The organism is uncultured Algibacter sp. (genome assembly GCF_963976535.1).
Lineage (GTDB): Bacteria > Bacteroidota > Bacteroidia > Flavobacteriales > Flavobacteriaceae > Algibacter_B.
Genome location: NZ_CAXBLF010000002.1, coordinates 97,903 through 120,618, shown reverse-complemented (window position 1 = coordinate 120,618; position 22,716 = coordinate 97,903). Strand labels below are relative to the sequence as shown.

The window sequence follows — 22,716 nt, the reverse complement described above, 5'->3', positions numbered from 1 at the left end:
TATGGAATTTCACATAAATACACAACCACATAGAAGATATAATATCCTTATAGATGAATGGGTGCTAGTTTCTCCTCATAGAACTAAGCGTCCTTGGCAGGGTAAAAAAGATAAGGCAGTTGTTATAAAGAAAATAACATATGATGAGAATTGCTATTTATGCCCTACAAATATAAGAACGAGCGGCAAAGAAAATTCAAATTATAGAGGGGCTTATAGTTTTGTAAATGATTTTTCAGCACTTATATCAGAAGTTAAAAAAGAGGTGTTTAATGATGGTTTGTTAAATGCACAAATAGAATCAGGAATCTGTAAGGTAATTTGTTTTTCTCCCAACCATGCATTAACATTGCCTTTAATGTCTGTAGATGAAATTACACAAGTAATAAAATTATGGAAAAAGGAATATGCAGAACTCGGCAGTCAGTCATCAATAAGTCATGTTCAAATATTTGAAAATAAAGGCGAAATCATGGGATGCAGTAATCCTCATCCACACGGCCAGATTTGGGCACAAAACTCGATACCTGAAATTGTATTAAAAAAGCAACAACAACAAAAAAGATATTGGGAAGCAAACAAGAGAAGTCTTTTATCTGATTATGTAAAACAAGAGCTAGAACTGGATGAACGTATTATCTTAAAGAATAATCATTTTGTAGCCTTAATTCCATATTGGGCTGTTTGGCCATATGAAACCATGATTATTCCGATGAAACATTATCAACATATCGGACAATTAAATAGAGAAGAAGAAATTGCATTTGCAGCCATTATCAAACAATTAACCACTAGATATGATAATCTTTTTGAAACCTCTTTTCCCTATTCATCAGGAATACATCAGAGTCCTACGGATGGCAATTTGCATCCTGAATGGCATTTGCACATGTCGTTTTATCCGCCGTTATTGCGTTCAGCTGAAGTGAAGAAGTTTATGGTAGGTTACGAAATGTTTGCAAACCCACAACGAGATATAACTGCCGAACAAGCAGCAGAGGCATTAAAAAAGTTAAAAAATATTCATTTTAGTTTAGAAAATAATTAGTAAAAAGGCCTTTGATAGAAGGAAGGAATGAGATGAAAATAAAAATGATAAGCGGGTTTTTGATATGTTCAGCATTAATAATGTTGTTTTTAAATTGCTCTAAAGAAAAAAATATTGACGATTATACGGTTTTTAAACCTCTTCATCAATCAGAAACTGGAATTGGATTTAGCAATAATCTCACAGAAAACGATTCTTTAAATTACTTTACTTATTCTTATTTATATATGGGTGGCGGTGTTGCTGTCGGAGATATTAATAACGATGGTTTAAAAGATGTGTTTTTTACAGGAAATCAAGTTTCAAACAAATTATACTTAAACAAAGGTAATCTTAAATTTGAGGATATTTCTGAAAAATCAGGTGTTTCGGGCGATAAAAGATGGTACACAGGAGTTACAATGGCCGATGTAAATGCTGATGGTTTTTTAGATATTTATTGCTCAGTAGCTGGGAAATTTACACCAAAATCAAACGAACTTTATATTAATAATCAAGACGGAACGTTTACAGAAAAAGCTCAAGAATTCGGTTTAGCAGATGCTGGACAAAGTGTTCAAGCGACGTTTTTTGATTATGATAAAGATGGCGATTTAGATGTCTATGTAGCTAACTACCCAATAACAAAATTCAATGCGTCAGTTTACGTTTACGAACAAAAAATGAAAACTGTAAACGACGTTGAAACTGACCACTTGTATAGAAACGATAATGGCAAATTTACTAATGTTACCAATGAAGCTGGTGTTAAAAGTTTCGGACTAACGTTGAGCGCAACAGTTGGCGATTTAAATAATGATTCTTGGCCAGACATTTACATTTCAAACGATTTTGCTTCCCCTGATTATTTATACATGAACAATCAAGATGGCACGTTTAGAGAAGTTATAAAAGAAGCAACGTCACATACGGCTTTTTATGGTATGGGCGTTGACATTGCCGATTTTAATAACGACGGAAATCTCGATGTATTTCAAGTAGATATGGACGCCAAAACCAACAAGCGCAAAAAAGCAAATATGGCAGGTATGAACCCCGATTTGTTTTGGGGTGTTGTAGACGCAGGTTTTCATTACCAATATATGCAGAATTGTTTGCAGATGAATACGGGAGTTTTCGAGGAAGGAAATCCGTTTTTTTCAAATGTGTCTAGAATTACAGGTGTATCGTCTACAGATTGGAGTTGGGGACCTCTTTTTGCTGATTTTGATAACGATGGTTTAAAAGATTTGTTCGTTTCAAACGGTACACGTCGAGAAGTTAACAATCGTGATTTCTTCAATCAAATTGATGATGCTTTTACCATTGAAAGTGATAAAACACTTGAAATGAGCATGAAAATACCTTCAGAGCGTATTGATAATTTCATATATAAAAACAACGGAGATTTAAACTTTGAACAAGCTAATAAAGATTGGGGTATCGAATTTAAAGGGTTCTCAAATGGAGTGGCTTACGCCGATTTAGATAATGATGGCGATTTAGAAATCATTACTAATAATATTGATGACAAAGCTTCCGTTTTTCAAAATAACAGCTCGAAAATCAATAATTATATCACTATTAACTTTGAAGGTACTTCTAATAATAAATTCGGTTTAGGAAATCGTGTTTTCGTTACAGTTAATGATGAAACCCAAATGCAAGAATTGACACTAACTCGTGGTTTTCAATCATCTGTTGCTCCAGAATTGCATTTTGGATTGGGGCAAGCCAATAAAATTGACGAGCTCAAAGTTGTTTGGATTGATGGAAGTGTTGAAGTAAAAAGAGACGTTTCAGTAAATGAAATTCTAACTTTTAATCATTCCAACGCAAGTTTAGAAAATGAACAATTCAATATTGAAAACACTATTTTTAATTCAAATGTTAAAGATGTTTTTCCTGAACATAAACACGATGAAAATACATTTGATGACTTTAAATATCAAGTGTTATTGCCACATAAAATGTCAACTTTTGGGCCAGCTCTAGCAGTTGGCGATTTGAATAATGATGGTTTAGATGATTACTTTGTTGGAGGTGCTTTTAATAGGATAGGAAATTTGTTTTTTCAGGCTGAAAACGGATTTGAAAAGAAAGAAAGCATTTTTCTAGAAGAAGATAAACTTAGTGAAGACGTTGGGGCGTTAATTTTTGATGCTGATAACGATGGCGACAACGATTTATATGTAGTTAGTGGCGGTTATGAGTTTTCACCTAAATCTAAAATGCTTCAAGATAGACTTTATTTGAATGATGGTTCAGGAAAATTTACAAAATTAAGCGCACTTCCTGAGATGATTACAAGTGGTTCAAAGGTCTATAATCTAGATTTCAACAAAGATGGGAAACAAGATTTACTGGTTTTAGGCAGACAAGTTCCTGGAAATTATCCTGCTTCTGCAAATAGCTACTTATTAGAAAATAAAAGTGAAAACTGCATTGTAAAATTTGAAGATGTCACTATTACTTCCGCTGAAACGTTTAAAAATTTAGGAATGGCAACGGCAGCTATTATAACCGATTTTAATAATGATAATGTAGAAGATATCATCATAGTTGGCGAATGGATGCCTATTCGAGTTTTTGAAAATACGAATGGAACTTTTAAAGATGTGTCTGAAATCATGGGCTTAAATAAAGACACTACAGGTTGGTGGTGGAGCATTAATGAGGGCGATTTTGATGGCGATGGCGATATGGATTATTTAGTTGGAAACAACGGTTTAAACTATAAATACAAAGCCACACAAGATGATACCTTCGATATTTATGTGAATGATTTTGATAACGATAATAAAAAGGACATTGTTTTAAGTTACTACAACGAAGGAAAGCAATATCCTGTTAGAGGTCGTGAATGTTCATCGCAGCAAAATCCAAATATTAAAGAAAAATTTAAAAATTATGAAACCTTTTCTAATGCCACACTTGTTGATGTTTACGAAAAAGATGCTCTAGAATCTGCGATTCACTATCAAGTAAAATCCTTTGCTAGCGTTTATTTAGAAAATAAAGATGGTAAATTCATCATTCATGAGCTGCCTATTGAAGCGCAACTATCAAGCATCAACAAAATACAAGTTGATGATTATGACAAAGACGGTGCCCTTGATGCAATTATAGCAGGAAACTTATTTTCATCTGAAGTTGAAACTCCAAGAAACGATGGTGGTTATGGTTTGTTTTTAAAAGGAGATAATAAAGGTAGTTTTAAAGCTATATCATCATCTGAAAATGGATTATTTATTCCTGGTGATGTTAAAGATATAGAACCTATTTCTGTTCACGGAAAAAAATATATTATAGCCGGGAAAAATAATGATTTTCTTCAATTTATTAAGTATGATTAGTGGATAAACATCCCCACTATACTTTTATAATTATTTTTCTCTTATACATTACATAACCTAATAACACGTAAAATACAACTACGATTAACCCATACAGTAATGAAGAAAATTTAAGGCCAAAAAAATCGTGTACAAATACGGCATTATAAACCCATGAATGAATATTACTATCGGCTTCAATTTTTATTAAATACATGGTTTTAGTAACAAGACTGGACAAAAAATAAATAGTAATGGCGTTCATGCCTACATATTTAAAAACGGTTCCAAATTCAAAACGTTTAATATCTTTTAGGTAATAAATAATGGCCAATATTAAAGTGCCCCAGCCACTTGTTACTAAAACAAAACTACTACTCCAAATAGCCTTATTTATTGGAAAATAAGTATTGAACGAATAGCCAGAAACAAGCAACGTTAAAGCAACCAAAAACAACCATTTTATTTCAGTAAGTCCATCTAACAATTTACCTATTAAAATACCTGAAACACAGGTTACAATTGCAGGAATTGTACTAACAACACCCTCAGGATCATAATCTGGTTGCCACATGTGTTTTCCTAACATACTTAAATCTAAATAATTAGCCCAATTGTTTGGCGCTCTTTCAAACGTTGATGTGATACCGTTTGGATTTGGAAAAGGCATGAACCCAAGAAATAACCAATATCCAAGTAAAATAAAAATTGAAAGACCTAGCAAGCCTTTCCAATTACAATTAAGATATAATACAGATGAAATAAAAAAAACGATTCCTATTCTTTGTAGTACGCCAGGAAATCTCATGGTTTCAAAATCCTGGATAAAAGGAAAATAAGGTAGAAATGCATTTAGAAACAACCCTAATCCTATGAGTTTTAAACTCCTAATGGCTACTTTTTTATAAGTGGAATTGTTATTCGGTTTATTCTTATATGCGAAATAAATTGAAATCCCAACAATGAATAGAAAAAAAGGAAATATTAAATCGGTTGGTGTTAGCCCATGCCATTCGGTATGCAATAAAGGCCCATATACATAACTCCAATCTCCTGGTGTATTTACCAAAATCATAGCCATAATTGTAAACCCCCTTAAAATATCAACAGATTCTATTCTTTTTTTGTAAGACATAAATTTTAAAGTCTATGCTTTTTTAAGCCCTACTTTATGCCCCCAAAAGGCATAGTAAAGAATAATGATATAACATGGCAATAAAACCCAATATCCAAAAGAAGCAGCCTCTGCCATAGCACTCACTTCATCAATGCCACTAGTCAATAAACTTTCTTTTTTATTATCTACTAAAACACCATATAAAGGCGGAAGAATGGCACCTCCAGAAATAGCCATAATCAATAAAGCCGAAGCCGTTTTAGTAAATTTACCTAAGCCTGTTAATGCTAATGGCCAAATAGCTGGCCAAACTAAAGCATTAGCAATACCTAATGCTGCCACAAAAAGTACCGATGTAAAACCGCTAGTAAAAACAATACAGAATGACAGCATAATACCTAAAACAGCACTTACTTTTAAAGCTAAGGCTTGACTTATATATTTAGGGATTAAGAACACACCTAAAGCATAGGTAGCTACCATGGCCATTAATGTAAATAATGTAAAAAACTTAGCTTGTTCGACAGGAATATCAAGTGAAATACCATATGAAATAATAGTATCTCCAGCAATAACCTCAACACCTACATAAACAAACAAGGCTAAAACGCCCAGCCATAAATGTGGAAATTGAAATATACTTGATTTTGATTTTTCTCCTGTTTCAGAGGCCTCTATCGGTTGTGCCTCAACATGTGGCAGAGGTGCTTTTCTGATTAAAATACCTAATAAAAATAACACAATTGCCATAACTATATATGGGGTTACAACACTATCTGCCATGGTATTTAACAAACTGGCTTTTTCAGCAGCATCTACAAGGTTTAGTTTTTCTTTAATCCCGTCTATTCCTGATAATAAAATGGCACCAAATATTACAGAACCCAATCCTCCGGCTACTTTATTAGCAATACCCATAATAGCAATTCGCTTTGCGGCACTTTCAATAGGCCCTAAAATAGTTATGTAAGGGTTTGAAGCAGTTTGTAACAAAGTCATACCAGTACCTTGGATAAAAATAGCAGTTAAAAACATCCAATAGGTTCTAGCTTCGGCAGCTGGGATAAAAACCAATGCTCCTATTGCCATTATTATTAATCCTAACGACATGCCTTTTCTATAACCAATTTTGTTTATAATATAAGAAGCTGGTAAAGCCATAACTACAAACGAAATATAAGAGGCTGATGCTACTAAATAGGATTGTGCATCGGTAAGTTCATTTATAGTTTTCATAAATGGAATTAAGGCGCCGTTTATCCATGTAACAAATCCGAAAACAAAAAATAATCCAGCTATAATAAGAATAGGAATAAATGTTTTGTTTTTTGATGATATTTCTTGAGTATTAGACATGATTATTTATGTGATTTTATGGTTAGTTGTTATTTTCATTATTGTTGTTAATATTAAATATGCGTTCTTTTGTTTGTTTCACATAGTTTCGCCCTATTGGGATTTTTCTATTTGAAATTTCAACAGTATTACCTTCTAAAGCAATGACTTTATTAATTGAAATGGTATAAGACCGATGAATTCGTATAAAATTTGACTGTGGTAATTCTTCGGTTATAGCAGTTAGCGATTTGTGTACCACATAATCTCCTAAAGTAGTAATGACTTTAATATAGTCTTTAAGACTTTCTATATAAAGGATATCATTTAGGTTTATTTTGATTAGCTTTTTATTAACTTTTAGAAAGATATGTGGTTCTTGTTGTAAACTAACATCCGCAGATTTATTGCTAACATAAACTTGTTGATATACCTTATTAATAGTTTTTAAAAACCGATTGAAAGGAATTGGTTTCACCAAATAATCTAAAATATTTAGTTCGAAACTTTTAACCGCATATTCACGATAGGCCGTTGTAATAACAATTAAAGGCTTGTAACTCAGGTTTTCAATAAATGCAAAACCCGTCATTTGGGGCATATTAATATCCAGAAAAATAAGGTCTATTTTTTCTTGCTCTAAAACACGATATGCTTTTAACGGATTATTAAATGTTTCAACAATTTCAACATGATCAAAATTCTTTAAATGATTTTCAATAACAGAAATCGCTAAAGCTTCGTCGTCGATAATAATACACTTAATTTTCATCTGTTTTTATTCATTTATTTTTAATGGTCAGATGTAACATCTATATAACCTTTACTCTACATGATGGTATTCTTAGAAATGAATGTTTCATTGCACAGGAATTTTTAAGAACAGTTTATAATTATCGCCTTCTATTTTAGAGTCTAAAATAAAATTATTCGAGAATAGTAATGTCAATCTTCGCTTTGCATTTTCATTCCCTATCCCCGCACTCTTATCTAAATACGCTTTTGGATTATGATTATTTGTTATTGTAAATTCTAAATACTCAGAATTCAAGACTTCAAAACTCATATTTATTTTCAACTTATCATTTTCCCTCATCCCGTGTTTAAACGCATTTTCAACAAAAGAAAGAAGCAGCAAAGGCGGTACATGAACATCTTCAATATTTCCAGTAATATCCATTTCTACATCTATATTGTCCTCAAATCTAAGTTGTTCAATATCTATAAAGTTATTTATATGATTAATTTCTTTAAGTAAACTTGCTTTAGATCCTTTAACATCATATAAAATGTACTGCATCATTTCAGATAATTTAAGAACCATACGCGGTGCATTATCCGATTTTTTTAATGTTAAAGCATATAGGTTATTTAAGGTATTAAAAAAGAAATGTGGTTGTATTTGAGTTCGTAAATATTTAAGTTCGGAGCTTAATTGCAATTTTTCAAGTTTCTCTACGCGCGTTCGTTCATAAATCCAATCGGCTGTTAGTTTTATTGTTGTTGCTAATCCAACTTCATAAATCCCACTTAAAACCACAACAATAATATGATTAAAAGAGTATGCTTTTTGTGGAGATTCTGATTCTGGCCAAACATTTTCATTTATAAATAAATAAATAAGTTCTGTTCTAATAACATAAAAAAGACCGAGCGATACAATAAAATACAAAGCATATCTTTTAAACTTCTTTTTTAAAATATACTTAGGAATAAGAAAATAAATATTCACATAAACTAAAATAACAGCCATTGTAAATGTGACTAAGTTTGATTTAAAAGAATACCAATAATCTTCATAATAACTTCCCCACCTAACAACATTAAAAACAAAGTAGACTAACCAAAATATCAGATGATATTTGATGGGAATGGTTTCGCCTATTTTCTTATTAAATAATGAAATGATTCCTAAATTTAAATGGTTTTCATTATCAAAACCTTATTAATTTAGAGCAATTTTAGTGATATATTCATTAACTAACAATTAAATTGACAATTGTTTATTTTACTAAAATCGCTTATCGAACATAAAATGTTGTCTGTGTGTAAAACCATGTCGTTTATATAATTTATTTTAAAACTATTTTGATAATGGATAGTTTGGCTCAACTAAAAAAACAAAATAATCAAATTATGAAACAAAATTTACGAATACTATTCTTGTTCTCTTTTTTATTATTCGCAGCTCAAACAACATTTGCGCAAGAAAAAGATATTACAGGAACAGTAACTTCAAAAACCGATGGCATTCCGCTTCCTGGAGTGAATGTTATTGTACAAGGAACCACTAATGGTGCCCAAACAGATTTTGACGGAAATTATTCAATTACAGCTTCCGTTGGAGACGTATTAAATTTTTCTTACGTAGGAATGACAACCATTCAGATTACTGTTGGTGATTCTAGTGTGGTTAATGCACAATTAGAAGAAGACGCTGAGCAACTTAATGAAGTTGTTGTAACGGCTTTAGGTATTAAGAAAACCAGAAAGTCATTAACTTATGCAGCTCAAGACATTAATGCTGATGAGTTAAACAAGGTTAAACAGACTAACCCTATTAACAGTTTATCAGGTAAAGTAGCTGGTGTTGCCATATCTCGTAGTTCATCGGGTGCTGGTGGATCTGTTAAAGTGACATTAAGAGGAAACTCTTCAATAGGAAATAACCAACCTTTATATGTTGTAGATGGAATTCCATTATCCAACCCTTCTTCAAATCAACCGACACTTACTTTTGGTGATATTGACGGTGGTAACAGAGATGGTGGAGACGCTTTGTCTTTAATAAATCCAGATGATATTGAATCATTAACAGTACTTAAGGGAGCATCTGCTTCTGCATTATATGGTAGTGCTGGTTTAAATGGGGTTATTTTAATAACAACCAAAAAAGGCCGTTCCGGAGGTTTTAAGGTTGATTTTTCATCAAATTTAACGGTTGATAGTGCTGCTTATGCCATGGACTTTAATGAGGAAACTCAAAGTAATATTGACGACTTTTTAACATCTGGTATTACAAACATTAACTCATTATCAGTTTCAGGTGGTACAGAAAATGCTCAAACGTATTTTTCTTATAGCAATACATTTGCTGATGGTGTCTTACCAACAAATAATTTAAAACAACACACCTTTAACGTTAGAGAAACAGCGCAACTTTTTGATGGTAAATTAAAAGTAAACGCCAGTGTTATGGCTTCCACTCAAAATATTAAAAACAGACCTATCTCTGGTTTGTATTTTAATCCCTTGGTAGGAACTTATGCATTTGAATCTGCAACTGAAAAATTATCTGATTACTCAGCTTTCGAAGCTTTGGATCCTGCTAGAAACATTATGACTCAACAATGGTATAGAGGAACATCTGATATTGAACAAAACCCGTATTGGGTGGTAAATAGAAATGCTTCAGACGATACTAGCAATAAATTAGTAGCATCTTTAAGTCTGGATTTTAAAATTAACGACTGGTTATCACTTCAAACAAGAGGGACTTATGATAAATCATTATTTGATTTTGAAAGAAAAATACATGCCACTACAGAGGCTACATTAGCTCCGGCTAACGGAAGATACATTGTTTTTGAAAATGATTACACGCAATATTATGGCGATGTAATTGCTAATATTAATACACAAATTAATGAAAGCACTTCAGTAAATGCCATTATAGGCGCCAGCACAACACGCTCTACTACAGAGTCATTTACAGGAGACTCTGGCACAAACGGAGGTTTGCAATTTGCTAATGTATTTGCATTTCAAAACTTTAACGGAAACCCTTCAGTAAACTTTACTCAAAACTCATTTGAAACTAGAGTAAATTCTGTTTTTGCAAGTGCAACAATAGGGTTTAATGACAAGATATTTGTGGATTTAACCGCTAGAAACGATTGGTCGTCTACTTTACCAACAGAAAATAATTCGTTCTTTTATCCATCAATCGGTGTAACAGGGGTTTTAAGTGATCTCTTAGATTTACCGGAAAATGTATCATTTGCTAAATTAAGAGCATCTTATGCTGAAGTTGGTAACGGTTTTGCTGCAGATCAAATTTCTCCAAACAATTCAATCATCTTTGGAGGTGGCGGCGTAAGTTCAACAGATCCTATAAAACCATTCCCAGGGTCAACGCCTAAACCAGAAAGACAAAAGTCTTTTGAGATAGGAACAGAGTGGAAATTTAACAACAATAGGTTTGGCATAGATTTAGGCTATTATAACACAAAAACATCAGATCAATATTATGCTTTCTCTACATCATCTACAATTATTGGTGCTCCGCAAGCTTACTTAAACTCTGGTGAAATTTCCAATAAAGGTGTTGAGGCATCTATTTTTGCCATTCCGGTTCAAAAAGACAATTTTAAATGGACAACAACTGTAAATTTTGCGTCTAACAAAAATAAAATAGAGAAAATTTACAACGGGCAAGTATTAGAAGGGTTAATAGAGCCTGAGTTTTTTACATTATCTGCAAAAGGGGTTAATACTTTTGGGTCATATTTAGTTGAAGGTGGTTCGTTCGGAGATATATACGCTCAAGTTGTTAGAAGAAATGCTGATGGCCTTCCTATTATTGAAAGCGATGCTGTTGTGGCAAATGACGATAATACAGTTGATGGTTTAACCAAAGTAGGTAATGCAAACCCTGATTTTACATTAGGATGGAATAACTCTTTTGAATATAAGAATTTTACAATTGACTTTTTAATTGACGGTAAATTTGGAGGCGAAACCATGAGTATGACTGAAGCTATTGTTGAAGGGTTTAGTAACAACTCAGCAAGAGAAACGGCAAACGGAAATGTAAATGTTCAAATTGATGGATCTGCCTCTACCTTATCAGCACAAGATTACTACGGGAAAGTAGGTGGTAGAAATGGTTTTACAGGAGAGTATATTTATAGTGCTACAAATGTAAGATTAGCTGAATTTGCACTAGGTTATAATTTCAACCTTGCTGAGAACTCGTTCTTTAAAAGAGTAAAAGCATCATTGGTAGGGAATAATTTGTTTTTCTTTTACAAAGATGCACCACACGACCCTAATGTATCACTAAGTACCGGGAATGCATTGCAAGGTGTAGATGTTTTAGGGCTTCCTTCTACAAGAAGCATCGGTCTAAATCTTAATTTAACATTCTAAAAAAAATTAAAATGATGAAAAATATAAGTAACATATTAGCATGTTTAGCTGTATTGGGTCTAGTTAGTACATCTTGTAGTGATTTGGAACAATTCAACGTAAACGATAGAAATATTACTCAAGAACAGTTGGAGGTAGATTTTCAACATGTGGGATCTAAATACAAACCTATTTTTGAAAGTATCTATCAATATAGCCCTGCTTGGTCATACCAATTACAGCAAAATTTAAACGCAGATGTGTTTTCTGGCTATTTAACTAACCCAAGACCATTTGGTGCTGGAGCAAACAATTTAACTTACGCCTTAAATAGTGGATGGAATGGTTTTATTTGGGACGTTCCTTATAGCAATGTGATGAATAATGTTGATGCCATAAGCAACTTAACCGCAGATGAATTTCCAACATTACATGCTGTAGCTTTAATTTTGAAAGTTGAAGCCATGCATCGTGTGTCTGATGTTTTCGGGCCTATTGTATATACAAATTTTGGAGATTTAGCAAATGCAGGTATTTATGATTCTCAACAAGAAGCTTACAATGCTTTCTTTACAGATTTAGATACGGCCGTTGCTAACCTTATGGCAGATATAGATAGTCAAAGGTTTTCTGCTTTCGACTTATCATACGGAGGCGATTACACTCAATGGGTAAAATTAGCAAACTCATTAAGATTACGTTTGGCAATTAGAATCTCGAAAGTTGATGCTACCAAAGCAAAAACTGAAGGCGAAAAAGCGTTATCCCAATCTTTAGGGTTGATGGCTACTAACGATGACAGCTTTAATGTTAATAGTTCTTTAGATCATCCGCTTGCTATTATTGATAATTCATGGGGAGATATTAGAATGAATGCTTCAATGGAATCTATTTTAACGGGGTATGATGATAGTCGCGCTTCAAGTTATTTTGATGCTCCAACAAGTGTTCCTGGAACAGTAAAAGGTATTCGTGGAGGATTGCCTTTATTAGCTGGCTATGCAGATGAGCTAGAGCAAAAAGCAGATTATATTGGTTTTTCAGCTATAAATGACGCTATTCACACATCTACAGTACAATTAATGACTGCGGCTGAGGTCTATTTCTTAAAAGCTGAAGCAGCATTAAGAGGATGGACTGGTGCTGGAGATGCGCAAGCTAACTATGAAACAGGAATTTCTACATCTTTTGAACAACATGGCAGTAGTGGAGTGTCAGACTATATAGCTGATAATGCGTCTACACCTGCAGATTATATTGACCCTGTAAATGCTTCAAATAATGCAACAGCTTTAAGCACCATTACAATTGCTTGGGATGTAGGAGGAACTAATGAAGAAAAACTAGAACGTATTATCACACAAAAATGGATAGCTATGTTCCCAGAAGGGCAAGAAGCTTGGAGTGAATTTAGACGTACTGGATACCCTAAAATTTTCCCGACAGTAAGCAACCAAAGTGGAGGAACCATTGATACTAATATACAAATTAGAAGAATTCCGTTCGTAGATAGTGAACTATCTACAAACCCTGAAGGTGTTGCTGGTGCTGTGTCGGCTTTAAGCGGTCCAGACAATGGCGGAACTCGCCTTTGGTGGGATACTGGAGGACCAAATTTTTAATATTAAAGTTAGTTGAGTTAGTTTAAGTTTAGTTTGATGTTATGCAAACGGAAGATTTAGGTTTTCCGTTTGTTTTAACAAAATTATTAACCACAAAATAGTATTACTGTGGAAATTGCAAAGCATAAAAATATAGAGTACACACAAGCAGGAAAGTTTGAAGACACCCGTTTTGAAAAAATACACAATATTATTTTCAAAGATTCCAATGAAGCTTCCATTCTTGTTGCGCAAGAAATTGCCGATTTGGTTAGGGAAAAAGAAAGTCAAAATAACCCTTGTGTTTTAGGTTTAGCAACGGGCTCATCTCCTATAAAAGTTTATGAAGAACTTATCAGAATACACAAAGAAGAAGGCTTAAGTTTTGCAAATGTCATCACGTTTAACCTAGATGAGTACTACCCTATGGATAAGAATAACCTTCAAAGTTATTTTTATTTCATGCACGAGCACCTTTTTAATCATATTGATATATTACCAGAAAACATCAACATACCAAACGGAAAAGTTGATAGCGAAGATTTATACCAATCCTGTATCGATTACGAAATGAAAATTAAGGCTGTAGGTGGTCTCGATTTTCAATTATTAGGTATTGGTAGAACAGGTCATATTGGTTTTAATGAACCAGGATCCCATCTTAATTCGGGCACAAGAAACATCACCTTAGACCATATTACACGTGTAGATGCTGCACCTGCTTTTTTAGGTATTGATAACGTGCCAAGAAAAGCTATTACCATGGGAATAGGCACCGTGCTAAGCGCAAAACGCATTGTCCTTTTAGGTTGGGGAGCTAATAAAGCAGAAATTCTTAAAGAAACTATAGAAGGTGAAATAACTTCTGAAGTTCCAGCAACTTATTTACAACATCATAATAACACCACGTTTATTATAGATGAAGGTGCGTCTTCTGAATTAACCCGAGTAAAAACACCTTGGTTAGTGACCTCTTGTGTTTGGGATGAAACATTAAAATTGAAGGCTGTTGTTTGGCTTTCTGAACTTTTAAACACGTCTATTTTAAAATTAACGGACAAAGATTATAACAATAATGGTATGTCTGGCCTTCTTACTGAAGAGGGTACTGCTTACGATTTGAATATAAAAATGTTTAACAAGTTACAGCATACTATTACGGGATGGCCAGGTGGAAAACCAAATGCAGACGATTCTAACAGACCAGAGCGAGCCAATATCCCTAAAAAGCGTGTAATTATATTTAGTCCTCATCCAGATGACGACGTTATTTCTATGGGAGGTACTTTTGATAGGTTAGTGGAACAAGGGCACGATGTACATATTGCCTATCAAACGTCTGGAAATATTGCTGTTTCAGATGAAGAAGCATTGAAATTTGCTGAAATCACTCAAACTTTATGTCCTAATTGTGAGGAAACTCAAAGCATTATCAATTTTCTAAAACTGAAAACGGATAATGATATTGATTCTAATGAAGTACGACAATTAAAAGGATTAATAAGACGAAGTGAGTCACTAGCAGCCACTAGATATTTAGGTCTTAACGATGAAAATGTTCATTTTCTTGATCTGCCATTCTATGAAACAGGCACCATTAAAAAGAATAATATTTCAGATGCTGATGTTAAAATCATGTGCAGTCTAATTGAAAATATAAAACCACATCAAATTTATGCCGCAGGAGATTTAGCAGATCCACACGGAACACATAAAGTGTGTTTAGATGCCTTATTTATAGCATTAGAGCAATTAAAACACAACAAATATATGGATGATTGTTGGGTTTGGTTATACCGTGGTGCATGGCACGAATGGGAATCCTACCAAATTGAGATGGCGGTTCCGATGAGTCCAGATCAGGTACTTAAAAAACGACATGCCATTTTTTATCACCAATCTCAAAAAGATGGAGTGATGTTTCAAGGTGGAGATTCTCGTGAATTTTGGGTACGTGTTGAAGATAGAAATAGATTAACAGCTAAAAAATATAATGATTTAGGATTGGCCGATTATGCTGCTATAGAAGCGTTTAAACGCTACCACTTTTAAAAAAAAGAAATGAAAAAACTTGTATTGGTTTTAATACTATGTAGTGTCTATAGTGGACATTTGGTTTCTCAAAACATTTTGGCTGAAACATATAATTTAATGCCTTGGCCTAAGGACATAAAAGTAAACCCTGCTAAGTTTATTATTACTAGCGATGTTACAATCTCAATAAGTCCTGACAACAATGGACGAGTTCGTAATGCCGCTATTAATTTTTTAAGGCGTTTAAGCAATAGAACAGGTGTGTTTTTAGATAAAGGTTTTCCTCTAACAAATAAAGTAGGCAGCATTCATATAGCGTTTGACACTGTTTCTAAACTAAGTATTGAAAATGACGAATCTTATTCGCTTATTGTACATGATACTTCTATAAGTATAAAGGCCAAAACGGATGTTGGGGCCATTAGAGGCTTGGAAACACTATTGCAGCTAACTAAAAACAATGAAACCAATTATTTTTTCCCAGGTGTTAGTATTAACGATGCCCCAAGATTTGTTTGGCGTGGGTTAATGATTGATGTTGCCAGACATTTTCAGCCAATTGACGTTTTAAAACGCAATCTTGATGCTATGGCTTCGGTTAAAATGAATGTTTTTCATTGGCATTTAACCGATGATCAAGGATTTAGATTTGAATCAAAAGTATATCCCAAACTTCATGAATTAGCTTCAGATGGTTTATACTACACACAAGAACAAATAAAAGATTTAGTGGCGTATGCCGATAATTTAGGAATCCGTGTTATTCCAGAGTTTGATGTTCCCGGTCATGCTTCAGCAATTCTAACGGCTTATCCGGAATTAGGAAGTAAAGATGGTTATGATTATACTATTGAGCGAAATTCAGGTGTATTCGATCCTACTTTAGACGTGACAAAAGATATCACTTATGAATTTCTAGAAAATTTATTTTCTGAAATAGCACCTTTATTTCCAGACGACTATTTTCATATTGGTGGTGATGAAAATGAAGGCAAACATTGGGATGAAAATAAAAAAATAAAAAAATTTAAACGCAAGAATAAACTAAAAACAAATCACGATTTACAAACCTATTTCAATATTAAACTAGAAAAAATTCTAAGTAAATTAGGTAAAAAACTAATGGGTTGGGATGAAATTATGACTCCAAATATGCCAACAACTGCCGTAATACATTCATGGCGTGGAGAAAATGAAGGGCTTGAAAAAGGTGGCTCATTAATTAGTGCAGCTAAAAAAGGCTACCAAACCGTACTGTCCAACGGCTATTATATAGATAGAATGTTACCTGTAGAACACCATTATACTGTAGACCCTATAGGAGATGCGCAACTAACTAAAGCCGAGCAATCTCGTATTTTAGGTGGAGAAGCCACCATGTGGAGCGAACTAGTTACGCCGTTAACCATAGATTCTAGAATATGGCCCAGAACGGCAGCCATTGCAGAACGCTTTTGGTCACCGAAAAATATCAATAATGTTGATGACATGAAAAAACGCCTTAAAAATGTGTCTTTTCAACTAGAAGAATTAGGGATCACACATATAAAAAACAGAGACGTTATTTTAAGAGGTATGACTAACAATCAAGATATAACTTCGCTTATAACGTTATCAAAAATTTGCGAACCTCTAAAAGTGTATAAACGTAATAAAGACGGTACTGAATATAAAACATTCTCACCATTTAATTTGTTTGCTGATGCCTGTGTTGTTGATGCCGAAGATGCTTCAGATTTTAATCATATTGTAAATAATTTTATTAAAGATTCAAATGAAACAAATGCCATTCAAGTTTTATCTTATTTAAAAATTTGGGCTAAGAACCATGATGATTTTTTAAAGCTGACAAAAAATCCTAAAATAAAACCATTACAAAATTTATCTAAAACACTTTCAGAAGTATCCTTAATACTTTCCGAAACGATTCAGAATAAAAATATTTCAACTGAAAACCTCAGCGAAATAAAAAATCACATTGAAATTTTAAACAATCCTTTTGTTGATGTTGAAGTTGTTATTGTAGATGCTTTAAAGGAATTGACAGGCTATTGCGAAGCGACTTATTTATCAAACTAATACTATTTTATAAAACATGATTTTAATAGCAGATAGCGGCTCTACCAAATGCGATTGGATTCTTTGTGAAAACTCAGGAAAAGCCCCTATTAGAATAAAAACTAAAGGGCTTAACCCTGCTATTTTGTCTAAAAAAGAATTTTCTGAGGTTTTAAATAAAAGTGATGCCCTAAATAAATATAAAGATTTAGTAACAAACATTAACTTTTTCGGAGCAGGTTGCGGTACAAAAAAGATCCAAAATAAGGTCAATAAAATATTAGAGGCCTATTTTCAAAACGCTAAATCCGAAACAAGCGAAGATACTATGGCCGCTGTTATGGCTACTACAAAGGATCCTGCGGTAGTTTGTATTTTAGGTACAGGTTCTAATTGTTGTTATTATGATGGGGAAACAACGCATTTAAAATCGCCAGCTTTAGGTTATATTCTTATGGATGAAGGTAGCGGAAACTACTTTGGGAAAGAACTTTTAAAAGCCTACTATTACAAGCAAATGCCTAAAGGATTGAGACTTTTATTTGAGAAAGACTATAATTTAAAAGAAAAGGAAGTAGTTAAAAAATTATACAAATCTCCTACTCCAAATAAATATTTAGCAGAATTTGCCCGTTTCTTATTTAAAAATGAAAACCATCCTTTTATAAAACAGTTAATTATGAAAGGAATGAACACTTTTGTTAAAAATCACTTAACGCTGTATAGTCAAGAATTGAAAACGGTTCCGCTACACTTTGTAGGTTCTATAGCTTATTACGCACAAGATTATATAGCATTAGCCCTAAGTAAAAATGGGCTAAAAGCCTCAAGTTTTATTAAAAGCCCAATTGAGAATATAATTAAGCAACAAAGTGAATTTCGCTAGATTATAAAGGTTACTTGTAATACAAACCCAAAAAATGAATAAAGAAAGTGCTTTGATTGAAACAAAACCTTATTATGAATTGACACATACAGAATCCATTCCAAGCAAGGCATTGTATGAAAAATTTCTAAACTGGGTAAGTGCTGAATTTGAGCTTTATTTACAAGACAAACCACATGGTTTAAAAATATTTTATCCTGGAGGTTACTTTTATATCACTGAAACTGAGAGGACTAATAATGTTGTTAATTTCAATATAATAGTGAGAAATAAGTATAAACAAAAAGGTGTTCAAATTAATAACCAGATATACGCCATATTAGGTCATGTTTTAAAACTGAAAAGACTTTCTATCACTAGTGGAGAAGATCGGATTCGAACCGACGACCTTCCCGATGCCATCGGGACGCTCTAGCCAACTGAGCTACATCCCCTTTAAATTATTTTAATCCGCTTAAAACCAAAACAGGTACAGAACTTGAAAAATCTTTTTTCAAAATTTCGTTCTTTTCCCATTTTTTTATAAAAAAACCTCTTTTACGCCTTACGACACATAACATATCTGGACTATTCACTTGGAAATGCTCTAAAACACCTTGAAATGTAGTGGCATTTTCTGTTTTCGTCGTATTAGTAACTAATGCAGATAAATCATCAATAACGTCAAAATCACCTTTGTTATAAAACGGTGTTTTTACCAAGAGTAAGTTCACAACAGATTTAAAATTCTTTTGAATCTCCTTTAGTGGGTTTAAAGCATCTTTCTTTTTTATAATGGCCGATTTTACCGCCATTAAAATAGTTTTAGCAGGCACAAATGCATAGCCTTCAGGAACAATAAGTGCAGGAACATCCATTTGTTTAATAATTTTACCTGAAGTTTTACCTAAATACACTTCCTCTTTAATAGAATTTGTTCTAGGCTCTATTAAAACTAAGTCTACGTCTGCAGCTTTACAGGCTAATTCTAAAGTGTCAATGAGTTTACCTTTTAGGGTTTTTATAATAACCTCAACACCTTTAGTGTCTATTTGCGAAATCAAATCTTTTAAAAAAGCTTTGCTTTCTCTTTCAATAATCTGATCTACTTTAATCATAGTACCAGCCTTCGTATAAACGTTATATACTTGCACTACAAAAAGTTTGGCGTTAAATGCTTCTGCAAAATCTACAGCATACTGTAAATGGCTTAATGCATTTTTTGACGATCCTACTGGAACTAAAATATTCTTCATGTCTGTAAAGTTTTAAAGCTAAATTTACAATAAATTTGACGTAAAAGTAAAACATTTAAATGATTAGAAAAGGAACAGTAGAAGATATTGACAATATTATAGAAATTACAAAGGCTTGTGCTGCTAATATGATAGAAAAAAATATTCTTCAATGGAATGAATTCTATCCTAACAAAATAGCTTTTATGAATGATGTAAACCGAGAAGAATTCTATGTTTTAGAAATTAATAACACCATTTTTGGATGCATTACAATTTCCACGTTTATGGATGAAGAGTATATCCCTATTTCTTGGTTAACACAAAATAAAAATAACATCTACATTCATCGATTAGCAGTTCATCCAAATCTTCAAGGAAAAGGTTATGCGCAACAATTAATGGGGTTTGCGGAACATTATGCTAGAAAAAACAAGTTTTTATCTATAAGATTAGATACCTTTTCACAAAACACCAGAAATCAAAAGTTTTATGAGCTACGCGGCTATAAAAAACTTGGAGATATTTATTTCCCCAAACAAAGTAAATATCCTTTTCATTGCTATGAATTAGTACTGTGAGTATAAATATAAGTTTAAAACATATAAACAAACTTGCTATTCCAGCATTAATTTCTGGAGTGTCTGAGCCTATTTTATCATTAACTGATGCAGCCATCGTTGGGAATATCCAAATTAACGCTACCGAATCTTTAGCTGCTGTTGGTATCGTCACCACTTTTATCTCTATGCTTATTTGGGTATTAGGGCAAACCAGAAGTGCTATTTCATCCATTGTATCGCAATACGTTGGAGCGAATAAGTTAGATCGTATTAAAAACCTTCCGGCTCAAGCTATCTTTATCATAACCTCACTAAGTTTTATAATAATATTTAGTACATATCCTTTTGCAAAACAAATTTTTAAGCTTTATAATGCTTCCAATTTAATACTAGATTATAGCGTCGAGTATTATAAAATTCGTGTTTTAGGGTTTCCATTCACACTATTTACCATCGCTGTTTTTGGCGCATTTCGTGGTTTACAAAACACCTATCACCCCATGATAATTGCTATCATAGGCGCAACATCAAATATCATTTTAGATATTATTTTAGTTTACGGAATAGATGGTTTTATAGACCCGATGAATATTGAAGGCGCTGCTTATGCTAGTGTTATTGCTCAAATTTTAATGGCGTGTTTCGCTGCATTTTATCTGCTTAAAAAAACAACTATTCCATTAAAACCAAGTTTACCTTTTAATCCTGAAATCAAACGGTTTGTTTTAATGATTTTAAATTTGTTTGTTAGAACCATTGCCTTGAATGTTACATTATACTTCGCAAGTGCTTATGCCACAAGTTACGGAGCCGAATACATTGCAGCTTACACCATTGCTATAAATTTATGGTTCTTAGGTGCTTTTATTGTTGATGGTTACGCTAGTGCTGGTAACATTTTATCCGGTAAATTGTACGGTGCAAAAGCGTATGCATCACTCATAACACTTAGTCACAAACTCATAAAATACGGCGTTATTATTGGCATTATTTTAGGTTTATTAGGCGCATTATTCTATTATCCTATTGGGAGAGTATTTACAAAAGATCCTGAAGTTTTAAAAGCATTTTATAACGTATTCTGGGTGGTTTTGGTTATGCAACCTTTCTGTACATTAGCTTTTATTTTTGATGGTATTTTTAAAGGCCTCGGTAAAATGAAATACTTAAGAAATGTGCTTTTGTTTTCAACATTTCTCGTATTTATACCTATTCTTTTTTGGTTAGATAATTTGGATTATAAACTTCACGCCATATTCATTGCCATTACATTTTGGATTATAGCTAGAGGTATTCCTTTAATTATAAAATTCAGACAACTATTTTTGCCACTTGCACAAAAGAATTAACTTTGGGGCATAATGTACATTAACTAGTATGAATCTGTTCATTGCTTTATTTCAGCAAGTAGATATTGAAGAAAAAATTAATAATGCACCCGATAATGGTTACGAAATTGGTGTTTTCATTGGCTCCATGCTGCCTTTTGTTATCCTTGTAGCGCTAGCCTATTTAATGTACAGATATAACAAAAAAAGAAACCAATAAACAAGTACTATGGACATCATGTCATTCCTCAGCGGAAACGGATTATTTCTAACCCTCGGTTTAGTTTTAATCATCGTTTACTTTATAAATAAAAGAAAAAGAAGATAATGGGAAACAACATTCGTATCACAAAACAATTCTCTTTTGAAACCGGACACGCCCTTTACGGCTACGACGGAAAATGTAAAAATGTACACGGGCACAGTTACAAACTTTCTGTAACCGTTATTGGAAAGCCTATTGCAGACAACACCAACGTGAAGTTCGGTATGGTTATAGATTTTAGCGACCTCAAAAAAATTGTGAAAGAAGAAATTGTAAACGTGTTCGATCACGCCACCGTATTTAACAAAAACACCCCTCATGTAGAGTTAGCAAAAGAACTTCAAGACCGTGGGCATAATGTTTTGCTTGTTGATTATCAACCAACTAGCGAAATGATGGTGATAGACTTCTCCAAAAAAATAAGTAAAAGGTTACCAAAACATATTAAATTACACTCCTTAAAACTTCAAGAAACAGACAGTTCGTTTGCTGAATGGTTTCAGCATGATAATATTTAGGCGCCTACCTACCGGCAGGTTACCACAAGGATTGGGCTTTGCGCTATACCTGGCCGGCAGGCAGGTTTTTTTAATAATGGCATAGCGAGGAGTGAGCAACGTGGTTATCTGTTTATTATTTACTTGAAAGCTAATTTATTGATAGCCATTTTTAAAAAGGATGCCACTGCAATCCTTAACGCAATCTATCCGCTAAAGCAAGAATCAATACCAAATCGAGAAGCTTTTTTAATGAGGAATATTGATGGATTTAACTAAAAATGAACTAATTAAAAGAAAGTATAGTTAATTTTTGTTAATAAAAA

At 33.1% G+C, this 22,716-nt stretch carries 16 protein-coding genes and 1 tRNA gene; 11 read left to right on the top strand and 6 right to left on the bottom strand.

Features of this window, described 5'->3' with window-relative positions; all coding sequences use genetic code 11:
• The first annotated feature begins 1 nt into the window (after position 1).
• Both AAC024_RS01455 and AAC024_RS01450 read left to right on the top strand, forming a co-directional pair.
• Positions 2 to 1,048, top strand: a complete 1,047-nt coding sequence (locus AAC024_RS01455; protein ID WP_339893394.1) for a UDP-glucose--hexose-1-phosphate uridylyltransferase — start codon at positions 2 to 4, stop codon at positions 1,046 to 1,048.
• Between the two features lie 32 nt (positions 1,049 to 1,080).
• The gene (locus tag AAC024_RS01450) at positions 1,081 to 4,383 is read left to right on the top strand and encodes a CRTAC1 family protein (RefSeq protein WP_339893393.1); all 3,303 of its coding nucleotides are present in this window, start codon (positions 1,081 to 1,083) and stop codon (positions 4,381 to 4,383) included.
• A 16-nt stretch (positions 4,384 to 4,399) separates the two neighbouring features.
• On the opposite strand, the gene AAC024_RS01445 is transcribed toward AAC024_RS01450, so the two are convergent.
• From AAC024_RS01445 to AAC024_RS01430, 4 genes are all read right to left on the bottom strand, one after another.
• On the bottom strand, positions 4,400 to 5,497 hold the full coding sequence (locus AAC024_RS01445; protein WP_339893392.1) for a heparan-alpha-glucosaminide N-acetyltransferase domain-containing protein: 1,098 nt from the start codon (positions 5,495 to 5,497) through the stop codon (positions 4,400 to 4,402).
• A 12-nt stretch (positions 5,498 to 5,509) separates the two neighbouring features.
• Positions 5,510 to 6,835 carry a sugar MFS transporter gene (locus AAC024_RS01440; protein ID WP_339893391.1) on the bottom strand — a complete coding sequence of 442 codons (1,326 nt, stop codon included), beginning with the start codon at positions 6,833 to 6,835 and terminating at the stop codon, positions 5,510 to 5,512.
• A gap of 22 nt (positions 6,836 to 6,857) precedes the next feature.
• Entirely contained in the window at positions 6,858 to 7,586 is a 729-nt protein-coding gene (locus tag AAC024_RS01435; RefSeq protein WP_339893390.1) for a LytTR family DNA-binding domain-containing protein, read from the bottom strand.
• An 87-nt stretch (positions 7,587 to 7,673) separates the two neighbouring features.
• Positions 7,674 to 8,567: a histidine kinase gene (locus AAC024_RS01430; RefSeq protein ID WP_339893389.1), complete on the bottom strand. Its 894-nt coding sequence runs from the start codon at positions 8,565 to 8,567 to the stop codon at positions 7,674 to 7,676.
• A gap of 383 nt (positions 8,568 to 8,950) precedes the next feature.
• Between AAC024_RS01430 and AAC024_RS01425 the strand changes: the two genes are divergently transcribed.
• From AAC024_RS01425 to AAC024_RS01405, 5 genes are all read left to right on the top strand, one after another.
• A complete protein-coding gene (locus AAC024_RS01425; protein WP_339893388.1) occupies positions 8,951 to 11,965 on the top strand; it encodes a TonB-dependent receptor in 3,015 nt (1,004 codons plus the stop codon).
• 11 nt (positions 11,966 to 11,976) lie between these two features.
• Positions 11,977 to 13,566 (top strand): RagB/SusD family nutrient uptake outer membrane protein, encoded by a 1,590-nt coding sequence (locus tag AAC024_RS01420; protein ID WP_339893387.1) that lies wholly within the window; start codon positions 11,977 to 11,979, stop codon positions 13,564 to 13,566.
• Between the two features lie 108 nt (positions 13,567 to 13,674).
• Complete coding sequence (gene nagB, locus AAC024_RS01415; protein ID WP_339893386.1) at positions 13,675 to 15,597, top strand: glucosamine-6-phosphate deaminase; 1,923 nt, start codon at positions 13,675 to 13,677, stop codon at positions 15,595 to 15,597.
• 9 nt (positions 15,598 to 15,606) lie between these two features.
• Complete coding sequence (locus AAC024_RS01410) at positions 15,607 to 17,658, top strand: family 20 glycosylhydrolase (RefSeq protein WP_339893385.1); 2,052 nt, start codon at positions 15,607 to 15,609, stop codon at positions 17,656 to 17,658.
• 16 nt (positions 17,659 to 17,674) lie between these two features.
• Positions 17,675 to 18,523 carry an N-acetylglucosamine kinase gene (locus AAC024_RS01405; protein ID WP_339893384.1) on the top strand — a complete coding sequence of 283 codons (849 nt, stop codon included), beginning with the start codon at positions 17,675 to 17,677 and terminating at the stop codon, positions 18,521 to 18,523.
• A 360-nt stretch (positions 18,524 to 18,883) separates the two neighbouring features.
• Here AAC024_RS01405 and AAC024_RS01400 read toward each other — a convergent pair.
• Positions 18,884 to 18,957 (bottom strand) — tRNA-Ala (locus tag AAC024_RS01400).
• Positions 18,958 to 18,963: 6 nt separating this feature from the next.
• Complete coding sequence (locus tag AAC024_RS01395) at positions 18,964 to 19,758, bottom strand: universal stress protein (protein WP_339893383.1); 795 nt, start codon at positions 19,756 to 19,758, stop codon at positions 18,964 to 18,966.
• Positions 19,759 to 19,817: 59 nt separating this feature from the next.
• On the opposite strand from AAC024_RS01395, the gene AAC024_RS01390 reads away from it, so the two are divergent.
• From AAC024_RS01390 to AAC024_RS01375, 4 genes are all read left to right on the top strand, one after another.
• The gene (locus AAC024_RS01390; protein WP_339893382.1) at positions 19,818 to 20,318 is read left to right on the top strand and encodes a GNAT family N-acetyltransferase; all 501 of its coding nucleotides are present in this window, start codon (positions 19,818 to 19,820) and stop codon (positions 20,316 to 20,318) included.
• Positions 20,315 to 21,649 (top strand): MATE family efflux transporter, encoded by a 1,335-nt coding sequence (locus AAC024_RS01385; RefSeq protein WP_339893381.1) that lies wholly within the window; start codon positions 20,315 to 20,317, stop codon positions 21,647 to 21,649. The genes AAC024_RS01390 and AAC024_RS01385 overlap by 4 nt, the downstream gene beginning before the upstream one ends.
• Before the next feature lie 28 nt (positions 21,650 to 21,677).
• Positions 21,678 to 21,848 carry a hypothetical protein gene (locus tag AAC024_RS01380; RefSeq protein WP_339893380.1) on the top strand — a complete coding sequence of 57 codons (171 nt, stop codon included), beginning with the start codon at positions 21,678 to 21,680 and terminating at the stop codon, positions 21,846 to 21,848.
• A gap of 107 nt (positions 21,849 to 21,955) precedes the next feature.
• A complete protein-coding gene (locus tag AAC024_RS01375; RefSeq protein WP_339893379.1) occupies positions 21,956 to 22,411 on the top strand; it encodes a 6-carboxytetrahydropterin synthase in 456 nt (151 codons plus the stop codon).
• The last annotated feature ends 305 nt before the right edge of the window (positions 22,412 to 22,716 follow it).

What these genes read in the sequence shown, in the direction of transcription:
- AAC024_RS01410 (WP_339893385.1), top strand. Translation starts at nt 15,607, where the DNA reads ATGAAAAAACTTGTATTGGTTTTAATACTATGTAGTGTCTATAGTGGA.
- AAC024_RS01425 (WP_339893388.1), top strand. Translation starts at nt 8,951, where the DNA reads ATGAAACAAAATTTACGAATACTATTCTTGTTCTCTTTTTTATTATTC.
- AAC024_RS01435 (WP_339893390.1), bottom strand. Translation starts at nt 7,586, where the DNA reads ATGAAAATTAAGTGTATTATTATCGACGACGAAGCTTTAGCGATTTCT.
- AAC024_RS01395 (WP_339893383.1), bottom strand. Translation starts at nt 19,758, where the DNA reads ATGAAGAATATTTTAGTTCCAGTAGGATCGTCAAAAAATGCATTAAGC.
- AAC024_RS01405 (WP_339893384.1), top strand. Translation starts at nt 17,675, where the DNA reads ATGATTTTAATAGCAGATAGCGGCTCTACCAAATGCGATTGGATTCTT.
- AAC024_RS01450 (WP_339893393.1), top strand. Translation starts at nt 1,081, where the DNA reads ATGAAAATAAAAATGATAAGCGGGTTTTTGATATGTTCAGCATTAATA.
- AAC024_RS01420 (WP_339893387.1), top strand. Translation starts at nt 11,977, where the DNA reads ATGATGAAAAATATAAGTAACATATTAGCATGTTTAGCTGTATTGGGT.
- AAC024_RS01455 (WP_339893394.1), top strand. Translation starts at nt 2, where the DNA reads ATGGAATTTCACATAAATACACAACCACATAGAAGATATAATATCCTT.
- AAC024_RS01430 (WP_339893389.1), bottom strand. Translation starts at nt 8,567, where the DNA reads ATGGCTGTTATTTTAGTTTATGTGAATATTTATTTTCTTATTCCTAAG.
- AAC024_RS01440 (WP_339893391.1), bottom strand. Translation starts at nt 6,835, where the DNA reads ATGTCTAATACTCAAGAAATATCATCAAAAAACAAAACATTTATTCCT.
- AAC024_RS01375 (WP_339893379.1), top strand. Translation starts at nt 21,956, where the DNA reads ATGGGAAACAACATTCGTATCACAAAACAATTCTCTTTTGAAACCGGA.
- AAC024_RS01380 (WP_339893380.1), top strand. Translation starts at nt 21,678, where the DNA reads ATGAATCTGTTCATTGCTTTATTTCAGCAAGTAGATATTGAAGAAAAA.
- AAC024_RS01445 (WP_339893392.1), bottom strand. Translation starts at nt 5,497, where the DNA reads ATGTCTTACAAAAAAAGAATAGAATCTGTTGATATTTTAAGGGGGTTT.
- AAC024_RS01390 (WP_339893382.1), top strand. Translation starts at nt 19,818, where the DNA reads ATGATTAGAAAAGGAACAGTAGAAGATATTGACAATATTATAGAAATT.